Origin of the sequence: Anabaena sp. 4-3, from assembly GCF_001597745.1 — a bacterium.
In the GTDB taxonomy this organism is placed as follows: Bacteria; Cyanobacteriota; Cyanobacteriia; order Cyanobacteriales; family Nostocaceae; genus Trichormus.
This window is the reverse complement of record NZ_LUHJ01000039.1, coordinates 1-12,863: the sequence shown is the minus strand read 5'-3', so window position 1 is coordinate 12,863 and position 12,863 is coordinate 1. Positions and strand designations below refer to the sequence as shown.

Sequence of the window (12,863 nt, the reverse complement as noted above, 5' to 3'; positions counted from 1 at the left end):
TGGGTATGTTGGCTAAAATACGCAGGTTCAGCCTGGGGTAGTGAATTTGAAGTTGTGGATAAGTACCTATCCCTTGGAGCGAAAATTTTACTTGGGAGTTTGGTGTGAGCATTGGTCGTCAGCATACTCAAACGTAAGCGCAGAAACACGATTATTTGAAAAACATTAACTTTTAGTTGGCAATTGGGGGTTACATCTGTTAAAAATTCGCCTAGACTATGCCCAAGAATCCTGAACAAAGCGATCGCTCAAGTTTTACAAAAACTTTAAAAAAGGGCGTATTTGTCGTTACACTTGTCGAAGCCAATTATTTCTAATAAGCGGCCTATTTGTATGATGTGCATGGTAACTTTTTACAGTTAAGTAAGGACTAGGAGCTTGTATGACAGACCAACCTTCCGCCGCTACCCCCATGAATGCTGCTGCCATACCGCTTAACCGGGTGTCAGCTAACGTACCCATCAATACCACCACACCCCCAAAAGTAAATAACAATTTGGGCAAAGCTATTCTCAGCGTTGATTTAGGCAGAACTTCCACAAAAACCTGTGTCAGCCGTGATCCAAACAATGTGATGTTTGTACCTGCCAACGTCAAACAAATGACTATAGAACAGGTACGCGGTGGCGTGTTTGAAGCCCGTGCTACCGATCCTCTGATGGATTTGTGGCTGGAGTATCAAGGTAATGGCTACGCTGTTGGTCAATTGGCGGCAGACTTTGGGGCTAACTTAGGAGTTGGCCAGTCCAAAGTGGAAGATGCACTGATCAAGGTTTTGGCGAGTGCTGGCTACTTTAAACTCAAAGATGATATTTCTGTAGTGCTGGGTTTACCTTTTCTCTCGTTAGAACAATTTGAACGGGAAAAAGCACAATTGATTAGCCAAGTGTCTGGGCCTCATGTCCTTAATTTCCGGGGCGAATCTTTATCTTTGAATATCACTAAAGTTTGGGTGATGCCAGAAGGCTATGGCAGTCTATTATGGTCAGAAGCCCAACCTAAAAAGAGTCCCAACACCCCTGATTTTACAAAAATATCGGTGGCGATCGTTGATATCGGACACCAAACCATCGATTTGTTGATGGTGGATAACTTCCGCTTTGCACGAGGTGCTTCTAAGAGTGAAGACTTTGGTATGAGCAAGTTTTATGAAATGGTAGCTGCTGAAATTGAGGGCGCAGATAGTCAGTCTCTAGCCTTAATTTCTGCGGTTAATAAACCTAAAGGCGATCGCTTTTATCGTCCTAAAGGTGCTAGCAAACCCACTAACCTCGATGACTTTCTGCCCAACTTAATCGAGCAGTTTTCCAGAGAAATTTGTAGCCGTGTCCTCGCTTGGTTGCCAGAACGTGTTACCGATGTGATTATCACCGGTGGTGGTGGCGAATTCTTCTGGGAAGATGTGCAACGTCTACTCAAAGAGGCGAAAATTAACGCCCATTTAGCAGCACCTTCTCGGCAAGCTAACGCCTTGGGGCAGTATATTTATGGAGAGGCGCAATTATCTGCTAGGTCCTAAAAAGAATGTTCCAATGGTCAAAAAAGGTAGTGAAATCGGTCACGTTCAATCCAGGAGTCGCTGACGAAAGTTTGTTAGCACTGGTGGAAAGCTATTTAGAACAACAGCCTGACAAGACTTTCAGTGACCTCTGTAAAGAAGCCTTATGGCAATCTTTATGTGTACCGGAATCTGTAAAACCTGGTTTAAAAACAGCAGCAACAGAATCGGTTGAACAGAAAATCGATGAACTGCAACGTCAAGTAGCTGACCTTGAGGGACGTTTTTTTGCCAAGGAATCTCATCGCTTGGAGGCTATGGAACGCCAAATTTTACAACTGACTCAACAGATGGCGCATCTGGCAATCATGGTGACAGAGCGACCTGTTGTTTACCATTCGCCTCCACCAGTACCAGCACCAGATACCGTCAATCCTACGACTCCTGCTGTTGAACCGGTTGAACCACCAGCAGAAGTTGACCCGGTGATTAGGCGTTTAAGTCAGTATCTTGATGATTTTTAACAAAACATCATAAATTGTGAGCAGTTTTTGCTCCTATCAAAAATCCTTAATAGTGAAAACTATTAAGGATTATTAATATTTATTTCCCAAACTATACAAATGCTAAAATCCTCAAGTGTACACCGAGAATACCTGAATGCCAGTGATAGCTAGCCCAATCAAGTTTGGTACAGACGGCTGGAGGGGCGTAATTGGCGATGAGTTCACCTTTGAACGTCTAGCTTTGGTCGCACCTGTTGCAGCAAAAGTATTATATAATACATATTTTTCGACTGTAGGTAGTCGCACAATTATTGTGGGTTACGACCGCCGATTTATGGCTGAAGACTTTGCCCGTGTTGTTGCTCATGCTGTCACCGCCGTCGGCTTTGATGTGCTGCTGAGTGACAGCTATGCACCAACCCCGGCTTTTAGTTGGGCAGCAAAAGCATTTAACGCTTTGGGTGCGTTAGTAATTACAGCCAGTCATAACCCAGGGGCGTATTTAGGATTAAAAGTTAAAGGTTATTTTGGTGGTTCAGTCTCACCAGAAGTCACAAAAGATATAGAAGCATTATTACCTTCAGGTGTATCACCAGCAGTTACCCCTGGTAAGTTAGAAAAATTTGACCCTTGGCCAAGTTATATCCAAGGCTTAGAAAAAAAAGTTAATATTGCCAAGCTCAGAGAAGCGATCGCCTCTGGTAAACTCAGCGTCTTCGCTGATGTAATGCACGGTGCAGCAGCTAGCGGTTTGGGCAGATTATTAGGTGAACGTGTCCAAGAAATCAATAGCAACCGTGATCCCTTATTTGGTGGCGGTGCGCCTGAACCTTTACCTAAATATCTATCTGAGCTATTTAATATCATCAAAACTCATCACGATACCAATCCATCAGGTTTAGCTGTAGGATTGGTGTTTGATGGCGATTGCGATCGCATCGCCGCCGTAGATGGAAACGCTAATTTCCTCAGTTCCCAAGTTTTAATCCCCATATTAATCGACCACCTCACCCAGAGACGGAACTTTACCGGCGAAATTGTCAAAACCGTGAGTGGTTCCGATTTAATACCCAAAGTAGCAGCACTACATCACCTGTCAGTCTTTGAAACACCAGTAGGGTATAAATACATTGCTGACAGAATGTTAGCCGCACCAGTATTGTTAGGTGGGGAAGAATCAGGAGGTATTGGTTATGGTAGCCATATACCAGAACGGGATGCCCTACTATCAGCATTGTATGTCTTAGAGGCGATCGTTGAATCTGGGCAGGATTTAGGCGACTATTATCGCCACTTGCAACAGCAAACAGGCTTTATTTCCGCTTATGACCGTATAGATTTGCCCCTAGCCAGCATGGAAGTCCGGGCGCGACTACTCCAACAACTGCAAACCCAACCATTAACAGAAATTGCCGGTAAAGCCGTAATTGACTGTAAAACCATCGATGGCTACAAATTCCGCCTTGCAGATCAAAGCTGGTTAATGATTAGATTCAGTGGTACAGAACCAGTTTTACGCCTCTACTGCGAAGCCTCCACCCTGGAAGAAGTGCATAAAACTCTGGCTTGGGCGAAACAGTGGGCTGAGTGAGGAAGCTCTTGAGCAGGGGAGCAGGGGAGCAGGGAGCAGGGGAAGCAGGGGAGCAGGGGGAGAAAAACTAACGACTAATGACTAATGACTAATGACCAATGACTATACTCGTAGTAGCGACAAGTAATCCTGGTAAGTTGCGGGAAATGCAAGCTTACCTCCAAGATACTGGCTGGGAATTAATACTCAAGCCAGCAGAATTAGAAATTGAAGAAACAGGTGTTACCTTTGCTGAGAATGCCTGTCTAAAAGCCTCACAAATTGCTCAAGCGACGGGAAATTGGGCGATCGCAGATGATTCTGGTTTGCAGGTAGATGCGCTCAATGGCTCACCTGGCGTATATTCTGCCCGTTATGGTACAACCGACTCAGATCGGATTGCTAGATTACTCAGAGAATTAGGTAGTGAAGATAACCGCAAAGCCCAGTTTGTCTGTGTAGTCGCGATCGCGCGTCCTGATGGTAGCATTGCTATCCAAACAGAAGGTATTTGTCCTGGGGAAATTCTGCACGCACCCCGTGGTAATGGTGGTTTCGGCTACGATCCGATTTTTTACGTCCCCGAAAAGCAATTGACTTTTGCACAAATGACACCAGAGTTAAAAAAGTCAGTTAGTCATCGTGGTAAAGCTTTTGCCGCCTTACTCCCTCAATTACCCACATTGCTAACTCCTGAGTCCTAAGTATTGCATCCACAAGTCTTGTAGGGTGCGTCAGAAGAGATAATTTTGTAAACCTTCACAGATTGTCCACATCTGACGCACCCTACTAATATCTAGGTGATGTATTGGTTGTTACCTTAGATAGAATTGGCATCAACACTTAGCACTTACACGGCTTCGGTGTTCTTTTCTCCGGTACGAATCCGAACTACTTGCTCTACAGATGAGATAAAAATCTTACCATCACCGATTTCACCGGTACGAGCAGCCGAGATGATTTTGTCAACCACCATATCAACTTGGTTATCTTCAACCACAATTTCCACCTTGAGTTTTTGCAGAAACTCCACAGTATACTCAGAACCGCGATAGCGTTCTGTTTGCCCTTTCTGCCGTCCAAACCCACGAACTTCAGAAACCGTCATACCCACAATACCAGCATTGACTAAAGCGATTTTCACTGCGTCTAGCTTAAATGGACGGATAATTGCTTCTACTTTTTTCACGTTATCGACTCCTGATTTTTTGATGGTTCGTTTATATATCTAGCCAGATCAAATATCTGACACTTTCACCATTCGCCTTATTTTCAAGGCAGATGTAGGAATTGCAAATTTTTTTAACTGCATCTGACCCACACCAGCATTTATCAGATTAGCAGTAGCACCTATAGATGAATTGGTTAATTTGGAAAATTTTGATATTAAACTGCTGTGATCAGATTTGCTTTTTTCATGTAGCTTTGATAACTCAAAACCAATAAATGCCAAGTTTGCTTCAATATGCTCATAAATCTAGCAATTAGCTGTAAGTAATTAACACCAATGCTAAAAATCTCAGCAGTAGTGATAGTGCCAAATACTACGACATGGCAAAAATAAATATAACATTAGTTAGCAGCAAAAAGGTTAAAATTTATGTCTATGATCGCTGGACTGATTAGCGACTTTCATGTTGAAATAGGGGACGCACAATTAAATACCCAGCCCCAAAAGCTGTCAACATAATTAATAAAATGCCTAGTGCCAACCACCAACCATTAACTTCTTTTACTTCTGACTTAGCGGTAGGATAGTAACCTACTTCTTGCTCTTCAACTAATACTGTTTCTGGCATGGGAACACTGATTTTAGCCCCAGGGACAGAAAAATTAGTTTGACGGCTTTTGTTGCTGGGTGGTTCAGGTACAACAGGTTGGCGGTAACGATTAGCCGGTGGGCGTGGTTGTGTGGGAGTAGATTGATAATTTTTGGGAACGTTGACTTCAGGGTGAGAATCTGGAGGAGGGTAATAACTGGGCGTAGTTCGGGAATCGACCAATTTTTGCAAGTGTAAAAAAGACTGAACAACTTGAGTGATTTCATGGCGCAGGCGTTGATTTTCTTGCGCTAGTTGTCGATTTTTCGCATTCAGCGCATCTAACTGTGCCTGTGTTGCCTTTAATTCCGTAGCTAATTCCCGATATACGTATAATGGTACAGAGGTTGGAGGGCTTGGAGGATTTGGTTTTGGTGGAATGCCGTGAACAGAACCTGTGGTTGTTCGCATCAGTGGGTTGGTATCAAAATAAGTGAATGAGAGTATCAGAAATAGTATCAAAAGACAGTCAGTCCTGAAACTAGCCCAAGAATAATAGAAAAATGCTCGGAGTGCAAAGATATCTAATATTACATTGTTAGCTATTAGTCATTAGTCATTAGTCATTAGTCATTAGTCATTAGTCATTAGTTTTTCTTCCCCTGCCTCCCCTGCTCCCCTACCTCCCCTGCCTCCCCTGCTCCCTAACCTTGTAGTAATGGGAAAAAATGACCTACAGGGCCTTGTCCTTTGCCAATATCTAGGGAATAAGTGAGTGCAGTGCTAACATATTTCTTCGCTTGTTGTACAGATGTCCACAAATCTTCACCTTTGGCTAAATTGGCAGCGATCGCAGCTGATAAAGTACAACCAGTACCATGAGTATTCTGAGTATCTACCTGCTGTGTAGTCAGTGTTTCTAGCTTACTACCATCAAACCAAATATCAACACCACGGGCATTTCCTGGCATTCCTCCACCCTTAACTAAAACCACCTTCGCCTTTAAACTGCGGTGAATGACTTGCGCTGCTGCCCGCATATCATCTAAAGAATTCACCGGGAAACCGCTTAAAATCTGGGCTTCGTAGCGATTAGGTGTCACAATAGCGGCTTTAGGTATCAATTGCTGGCGCAGTGTCTTAACCGCATCATTATCAATTAATTGCGCCCCTGTACGTGATACCATCACCGGGTCAACAACTAAGTTATCAATTTGTAAAGCCTCTACCTGTAGGGCAACAGCCGCAATAATTTTTTGGTTGAGTAACATACCCGTTTTCGCCGCTTGTACACCAATATCCTCAACCACCGCTTGCATTTGCGCCACAACAGCCTCCGGCGACATCGCATCAACTCGCCTCACCCCTAGAGTATTTTGTGCAGTCACGCAGGTAATAGCACTAGCACCGTGGACACAGTGAACAGCAAAAGTACGTAAATCAGCTTGAATTCCTGCACCACCACCACTATCCGACCCTGCAATAGTTAAAGCAACAGGAATCCTCGATATTTTCTCAGCATTCATAGCAAAATTTACTCACAAAGAAAGGGTTTTTTCCACCCCTACACCCTGACACCCCTATCTTTGACTAGATGGTAACTGCTTGGCTATAGCTGCCAAAGGATTTGGTTGAGGATTTTGAGGCTTTGCTGGCGGTACAACCGTAATGTAAGGTTGAATTTTATTCTCATCAACCCACCCAGAATAATATTTTACATGAGTCGATTTGCTTGACAGGTCGAGTAACTCTAAATCGCCACGAATCGCATTCCAATTAATAGGAACATCGGGGTTCAGTTGACCAGAACCAATACCTCGCGGGCCACCACCGACTAAATTTAATGATACTTCATCCCAACCACGGATAAAACGTTCTCCGTTCCAATGCCATTGCCACCCAGGCCAGTCAACAGGCGGCTTTCCTGGCGGTAAAAGACGCTGAAACTCATAGAGGCTAGCACCTTCATCTAACTTGACAGTGAAGCCTTGGGGATATCTCACCTCATAACGTCCCGTTTGCGTTTGGAAGTTGATAGGATTCCACCACAACACTTCTACAGTCTCCCCATTATTGTTGGGAGATAAAGCCGCAGCCGCAGTTTTATTAGTCAAAGCACTATAAACTGGTAGATTCTCTGGTAGTTTAGCCATAGCCGCAAATCGCCAGCAAGACCAACTATCAGCATTATCAGCAGTTTGCCATTTAACTTGACAAACACCGTTAGCGGTACTAACCCATAACTGATCATTCTCTAATCTCAGTTTGTCAGGAATTGCCCCCACCAAGGGACTGTTATGTACTGTGTAAGCCGTCAAAGTTCCAGAATTAGGATTTTGTGAATTGGGACGGTAAGCAACTAAACCTTGAGCGGGAATGTAGAGATTTCCTTCACCACTAATATTAGTACCCATCCAAAAAGTAGGACTATTGACATCACCAGTAATGGCTAAATCCGTAATTTGAGTAAATCCTAAACCTTCCGGTTGCATGACACTAAATTTATCAGTTTTTGGGTCATAACTGACAATAGTCGCAATGCCATTGTTGCCTTCACCTTGTTCAAAAGCAACCGACCACCATAGACGTTCTCCATAAACCATAGCAGATGTAATGCGAGGAAAACCTAATTGATTTCCTACAGCAGAATATCCCGCTTTTACTGCTGCATCCTGCAAGTCTTTGAGAGTATATAGTGTTTGTTGCTGTGGGTTTTTACTATTAGGCGTAACTAATTCAAAGACAACTTTATCCTTTGTGGGGTCTGTGACTTCTGGCTGGGAAATAATATTATTTTCTCCCACATTTAATTTTGGTTCTCTAACCACTCGATACTGATAATTTTTCCCTTGAAAGTTAATATTTTTAAACTTGGGATTTACCAACTCTTGCACGAAGTCCTCATAATTGCTTTCTGGTTGTGATTCCTTGGGTAAAGTACCTGGTTGCACTGTCCAAGTATTGTTACTTCTGCAAAAAACAAAATCTTGGTTTAAAGTTTGAAACTTAATTAAGTCGGCATCTGCGACAATATTACGAGTATGAAAATCGAACCGATCATAAAAGCTTTGGTTTGGCTGGAGTGCAGTTAAATAAACAACTTCCGCCTGGGGACAGTTTTCTACCTTGGCTGGAATAGTATTTATAACTTGCGAGGAAGCGTCATCACCGGCAGAACAAGCGGTGAGTAATAACGCCACGGAAATAAATGGCATAATTATTTTCATGATTTACCCTGAATTTTAATCAATTTTTCCGGTTTTTATCTAAATAATTAACTACAAATCTATAATTTTAGTTTTCTGATAGTTATTAATTAAAAATAATAGTTATGTCTGGCATCATTCTCAATCAGGTTAAGGTGGGCATTGCCAACAATATAAAATTAAGTGTCTTAGCAAATTGTCAGCAATGCCCACCCTACAAAAAATTGCGTCAATTAACTATTACCTATGAATTTTGTTGATTATCTAGAGTTTGCAATGTGCTTTGCAAAAATTTACCCCATTCTGCTGCCAGGGGAATTTCTGTAAACGGAACTTTTATTGAGTTAGCTGTGTCGGTTAAGATAAATTCTAGCTCGATAGAACGTCCTTTATTTGGTAATAAATTTATATCTACTACTTTGCCATCTATCAGAAGTTGGATTTTTTGGACATCAACTAAAGAAAAAGTTTGCGGTTGAATTATCCCTTTAGCTGTGGGTTTACCCCAAGTGATATCGTCACCTTTTTGACCTAATACTGCATATATATCGTATTTAGCCCGTTCAAATTGCTCTGCCCAAGCCCGATAAGCTTCAACTTTTTGATACTCTTGTGCGCCTTGCCAAGCCAACCAGAAAAAGATAATTAACAGAGGCAACCAGAAAAGACCACGTTCCATTGTTTAAATATTCCTCAGTCAAAGATTTAACTAAAAAGGTTTAACTTAATTGCAAAGTTCACCCCATAGGGACACAGATAAGTTATTGTAGTGAGCAAACTGGCAAAAAGCGGTGATGAGTTGGTATGAGAAAACTTATAATATTGTGCTTGTTTGTCATCGGGTTAGTAGGGGCTGTGTTTGGTTTCCTGAATTTTCAGGGATTAGCAGCCAAAGGCGAATTCGAGACAATTTTATTAGATTTTCGCGAAGATATTCCAGCAGAGGTAATTAAGCAAGATTTACAAGCGATCGCCCAAAAATACAACGTTACTCCTCAGTTAGATAATAAATTCTCAGCCTCAGACAATGTTTATATTATCAAAGGCGATCGCGATCGCCTCAAAGAACTGAAAAAATCCCCCTTCGCTCAAGCTACAGAAATAATCGAGCCGAATTATATCTACAAGCTGATTGAGCCAGCCGCTAAACCCACTTGGATCGGCGAAATCTTAATACCCCAAAACGGTGAAGACGTAAAACCCTCACTAACAGCACCCAATGACGAATATTACAGCAAACAGTGGAACCTCCACAAAATCGGCGTAGAAGGTGCTTGGAGTCAAACCAAAGGTAACGGTGCAACCGTCGCTGTCATCGACTCAGGTATTACCAAAGTCAGAGACTTACAAGAAACAAAATTCGTCAAAGGTTACGATTTCGTCAACGACAAAGAAGAAGCCAGCGATGACAACGGACACGGTACTCACGTCGCCGGGACTATCGCCCAAGCCACCAATAATAAATATGGTGTAGCAGGAGTTGCCTACGAAGCCCAACTTATGCCCCTAAAAGTCTTGAGTGCCTATGGTGGCGGAACTGTAGCGGATATTGCCGAAGCAATTAAATTTGCCGCCGATAAAGGCGCAGATGTCATTAACCTGAGTTTAGGGGGTGGCGGTGAAAGTCAACTACTCAAACAAGCCATTGACTACGCCCACAACAAAGGTGTAGTTATCATCGCCGCAGCCGGTAACGAAAACGAAAATTCTGCCGCCTATCCCGCCCGTTATCCTCATGTCATCGGTGTTTCCGCCTTTGGGCCTGATGGCGAAAAAGCCCCCTATTCTAACTTTGGTGCTGGCGTTGATATTTCCGCCCCTGGTGGCACTGATGCCGGTGCGATTCTACAAGAAACCATCAACGAAGAAGGGCAAAACGTATTTCTCGGACTCCAAGGAACCAGCATGGCTGCACCTCACGTTGCTGGTGTTGCAGCCTTAATCAAAACTACAGGCATCACAGAACCAGACGAAATTTTAAAAGTCCTCAAGCAGTCAGCCAGAGTCATTAAAGATGATGGACTCAACTACTACGGTGCTGGACAACTCAACGCCGAAGCAGCCATCAAACTCGCCACCGAGGGACAAATCAGTTTCCAAGATTTCTTCCGGTGGTTGCGGGATAACGGCTATCTTAACCCTGGTTTTTGGATAGATGGCGGTGCAGTCGCACTGTTACCAAAGGTATTAATGGTACTTGGTTCTTATATCCTAGCGTGGTTTTTGCGGGTTTACTTCCCCTTTACTTGGAGTTGGTCGTTATCTAGCGGCTTGATTTTTGGTAGTTCTGGGTTATTCTTCCTCAAAGGCATCTATATATTTGACCTACCCCAGTGGCCATTCCGTGTTTTAGGTAGTTCCATTCCCGAATTAGGCAACACCCTACAAGGTACAGATGCCTTAAATCCCATCTTTGCCAGTGTATTAATTCCAATTGTATTAATGGCCTTGTTATTAGGTCATCCCAACTGGAAATGGTTTGCTATTGGTTCTACCCTAGGTGTAGCCGCTTGTTTAACAGTCAGCGCAGTTTTACAACCAGCCGTGTGGGGTTTTGGTAACGTTAACTTAGCCAGAATATTCCTCATAGTCAACGCCCTACTCTGTTACGGACTAGCTCGTTTAGCATTGAAAGACGAAGAACAAACAGCTTAAAGGGAAATGGGGCATGGGGCATTGGGCATTGGGAATCGATGCACAGGATTTTTCTCCTCATCCCCCTCATCCCCCTCATCCCCCTCATCCCCCTACTTCCTAACTCTTATGAGCATCACAATCACAGGTACAATTGAACGCCGTCAAGTTGGTATGGGCGCATGGGCGTTAGTCACCAATGAGGGTGTCACCTATGAAATTCTCAAGGGTGCAGACAAAGAACTGCTCAAAGCTGGACAACAAGCCCAAGTTACAGGACAGGTGCGCGAAGATATCATGACTATTGCCATGATTGGCCCTGTTCTAGAAGTACAATCATTTGAGTTGCTTAATTCTGACTAGCGGCGGAATCGAGAACTTGCTGTAAACGAGTTCTAAATTCCCCTTTGGGATGGCCTCCCTTGACTTCGCCGATGATTTGAAATTCGCCTTCGGGAGACTCACAAATAATGTAGGTAGGCCATCCCATTTCTGATTTATCAGGATACTGGGTGAGCAGTATCTTGCGATACTTGCGGTAGGTCGCTGTATCTTGCATTTTTACGTCAATAAATTGCAAACCTAGTTCCTCAGCCACCTTTTGGTCATAAAAAGACATTTTGTGACAGATGCCGCATTCTTCGGAAGAAAATTTAATAACAGCTAAACTCATGTAATTATATGTATATTTTTGAGGTTGCCGATATACTTCAGCATAGCTTTTCGGCTGGGGGTATTAATCAATCCTCGGATAAAAGTAAAAATTCTCGATAAAAATTAAAAATTTTCAAAAATCAAGGTTAACACATAAAGGCTCAAATATGCTCTTGCTGTACAAAAATCGCAATAATCGCTGAACTAATATATAGCCATCGCCTGAAATCAGGATATCCCGGAGCAACCAATCATTCCTCGCATCATTGTTGCTCAATGGTGAGGCGATCGCACAGCCAAATAAGTAATCAGCAAAACTCACAGGGAACTTTCTCTTGATTACTTAATTCTATATGAGTAATAGCTTTGCGATAAATTTACACTGCAAACGTGCAAAAATAGGATATAATTGCGGAGTCTCACGCCAATATGGTCAAGAGACTATAACATTCAGGCCAACAACACAACATCTGGGCTAGAATATAACTCCAATCTTGAGCTAGAATGTAGCCCTAAGCAACTACCAAGAACCAGGGCAGACAAACTCAAGATTTACCCCTGATGATTCCAGGGAATATTCACGAAACAGGGGAGTTAGTTATTAAGGTGCATTTACCTGCATTTACCTGCATTGACCAATTAATTGTTCCACGGTAAATTACAGTCTCCCGGATAATTTTGACGGTAAGATTTTCTGTAATTGATCTCCAAAAGAAACCCCCAGTGGTGGCAGCCAACTAGGGGAGGCAATTATCAGGGTGCATCTACCAATTCACTATTCCAGAATTCAACAGTATGTTCCGGAGAAAATTGTCACAAATGGATTTGCTTTTTTGCTTGCGAAAAAAAAAGCTCCAATCGGTGGCAGTCAGTTCGGGGAGTTATTGATTAGGGTACATTCATCAAAATAATCAGTGGTTTCTAGAGGCAATCAGTAAATCCCATCTGGACTTACTGGTTGTCAACTACAAAAAAAGCCCCTAGTCAGGTGTTAGCCAACCAGGGGAGTTAGTTATCAGGGTGCATCTACCAATT

Annotated in this window: 13 protein-coding genes; 6 read left to right on the top strand and 7 right to left on the bottom strand. The window is 42.9% G+C overall.

The genetic code is table 11. From position 1 onward, the window contains the following. The first annotated feature begins 382 nt into the window (after positions 1-382). From A3775_RS10695 to rdgB, 4 genes are all read left to right on the top strand, one after another. Positions 383-1,519, top strand: coding sequence for a ParM/StbA family protein (locus A3775_RS10695; protein ID WP_066376019.1), 1,137 nt, complete (start codon positions 383-385; stop codon positions 1,517-1,519). A gap of 5 nt (positions 1,520-1,524) precedes the next feature. Further along, complete coding sequence (locus tag A3775_RS10690) at positions 1,525-2,022, top strand: plasmid segregation centromere-binding protein ParR (protein ID WP_066376022.1); 498 nt, start codon at positions 1,525-1,527, stop codon at positions 2,020-2,022. Between the two features lie 136 nt (positions 2,023-2,158). After that, the gene (locus tag A3775_RS10685; RefSeq protein WP_066424901.1) at positions 2,159-3,595 is read left to right on the top strand and encodes a phosphoglucomutase/phosphomannomutase family protein; all 1,437 of its coding nucleotides are present in this window, start codon (positions 2,159-2,161) and stop codon (positions 3,593-3,595) included. A gap of 98 nt (positions 3,596-3,693) precedes the next feature. Beyond that, positions 3,694-4,278: an RdgB/HAM1 family non-canonical purine NTP pyrophosphatase gene (gene rdgB, locus A3775_RS10680; RefSeq protein WP_066376033.1), complete on the top strand. Its 585-nt coding sequence runs from the start codon at positions 3,694-3,696 to the stop codon at positions 4,276-4,278. A 146-nt stretch (positions 4,279-4,424) separates the two neighbouring features. Here rdgB and A3775_RS10675 read toward each other — a convergent pair whose 3' ends face one another. The 5 genes from A3775_RS10675 to A3775_RS10650 form a co-directional block, all read right to left on the bottom strand. Continuing rightward, positions 4,425-4,763: a P-II family nitrogen regulator gene (locus A3775_RS10675; RefSeq protein WP_066376035.1), complete on the bottom strand. Its 339-nt coding sequence runs from the start codon at positions 4,761-4,763 to the stop codon at positions 4,425-4,427. Positions 4,764-5,196: 433 nt separating this feature from the next. Then, positions 5,197-5,805, bottom strand: coding sequence for a hypothetical protein (locus tag A3775_RS10665; RefSeq protein WP_066376042.1), 609 nt, complete (start codon positions 5,803-5,805; stop codon positions 5,197-5,199). A 233-nt stretch (positions 5,806-6,038) separates the two neighbouring features. Then, positions 6,039-6,860 (bottom strand): bifunctional hydroxymethylpyrimidine kinase/phosphomethylpyrimidine kinase, encoded by an 822-nt coding sequence (thiD, locus tag A3775_RS10660; protein ID WP_066424900.1) that lies wholly within the window; start codon positions 6,858-6,860, stop codon positions 6,039-6,041. A 54-nt stretch (positions 6,861-6,914) separates the two neighbouring features. Continuing rightward, positions 6,915-8,561: a hypothetical protein gene (locus tag A3775_RS10655; RefSeq protein WP_066424898.1), complete on the bottom strand. Its 1,647-nt coding sequence runs from the start codon at positions 8,559-8,561 to the stop codon at positions 6,915-6,917. Between the two features lie 223 nt (positions 8,562-8,784). Then, a complete protein-coding gene (locus tag A3775_RS10650) occupies positions 8,785-9,219 on the bottom strand; it encodes a hypothetical protein (RefSeq protein WP_066376051.1) in 435 nt (144 codons plus the stop codon). Positions 9,220-9,344: 125 nt separating this feature from the next. Between A3775_RS10650 and A3775_RS10645 the strand changes: the two genes are divergently transcribed. Continuing rightward, on the top strand, positions 9,345-11,195 hold the full coding sequence (locus tag A3775_RS10645) for a S8 family peptidase (protein ID WP_066376054.1): 1,851 nt from the start codon (positions 9,345-9,347) through the stop codon (positions 11,193-11,195). A gap of 108 nt (positions 11,196-11,303) precedes the next feature. Further along, a complete protein-coding gene (locus tag A3775_RS10640) occupies positions 11,304-11,537 on the top strand; it encodes a hypothetical protein (protein ID WP_066424896.1) in 234 nt (77 codons plus the stop codon). Here A3775_RS10640 and A3775_RS10635 read toward each other — a convergent pair. Both A3775_RS10635 and A3775_RS24140 read right to left on the bottom strand, forming a co-directional pair. After that, positions 11,524-11,847 (bottom strand): hypothetical protein, encoded by a 324-nt coding sequence (locus A3775_RS10635; RefSeq protein WP_066376057.1) that lies wholly within the window; start codon positions 11,845-11,847, stop codon positions 11,524-11,526. The two genes, A3775_RS10640 and A3775_RS10635, sit on opposite strands and share 14 nt — an antisense overlap. Before the next feature lie 114 nt (positions 11,848-11,961). After that, positions 11,962-12,150 carry a hypothetical protein gene (locus tag A3775_RS24140; RefSeq protein WP_156481597.1) on the bottom strand — a complete coding sequence of 63 codons (189 nt, stop codon included), beginning with the start codon at positions 12,148-12,150 and terminating at the stop codon, positions 11,962-11,964. Between the last annotated feature and the right edge of the window lie 713 nt (positions 12,151-12,863).

Coding starts and splice junctions, on each gene's coding strand:
- A3775_RS10695 (WP_066376019.1), top strand. CDS start 383: ATGACAGACCAACCTTCCGCCGCTACCCCCATGAATGCTGCTGCCATA.
- A3775_RS10690 (WP_066376022.1), top strand. CDS start 1,525: ATGTTCCAATGGTCAAAAAAGGTAGTGAAATCGGTCACGTTCAATCCA.
- A3775_RS10685 (WP_066424901.1), top strand. CDS start 2,159: ATGCCAGTGATAGCTAGCCCAATCAAGTTTGGTACAGACGGCTGGAGG.
- rdgB (WP_066376033.1), top strand. CDS start 3,694: ATGACTATACTCGTAGTAGCGACAAGTAATCCTGGTAAGTTGCGGGAA.
- A3775_RS10665 (WP_066376042.1), bottom strand. CDS start 5,805: ATGCGAACAACCACAGGTTCTGTTCACGGCATTCCACCAAAACCAAAT.
- thiD (WP_066424900.1), bottom strand. CDS start 6,860: ATGAATGCTGAGAAAATATCGAGGATTCCTGTTGCTTTAACTATTGCA.
- A3775_RS10655 (WP_066424898.1), bottom strand. CDS start 8,561: ATGAAAATAATTATGCCATTTATTTCCGTGGCGTTATTACTCACCGCT.
- A3775_RS10650 (WP_066376051.1), bottom strand. CDS start 9,219: ATGGAACGTGGTCTTTTCTGGTTGCCTCTGTTAATTATCTTTTTCTGG.
- A3775_RS10645 (WP_066376054.1), top strand. CDS start 9,345: ATGAGAAAACTTATAATATTGTGCTTGTTTGTCATCGGGTTAGTAGGG.
- A3775_RS10640 (WP_066424896.1), top strand. CDS start 11,304: ATGAGCATCACAATCACAGGTACAATTGAACGCCGTCAAGTTGGTATG.
- A3775_RS10635 (WP_066376057.1), bottom strand. CDS start 11,847: ATGAGTTTAGCTGTTATTAAATTTTCTTCCGAAGAATGCGGCATCTGT.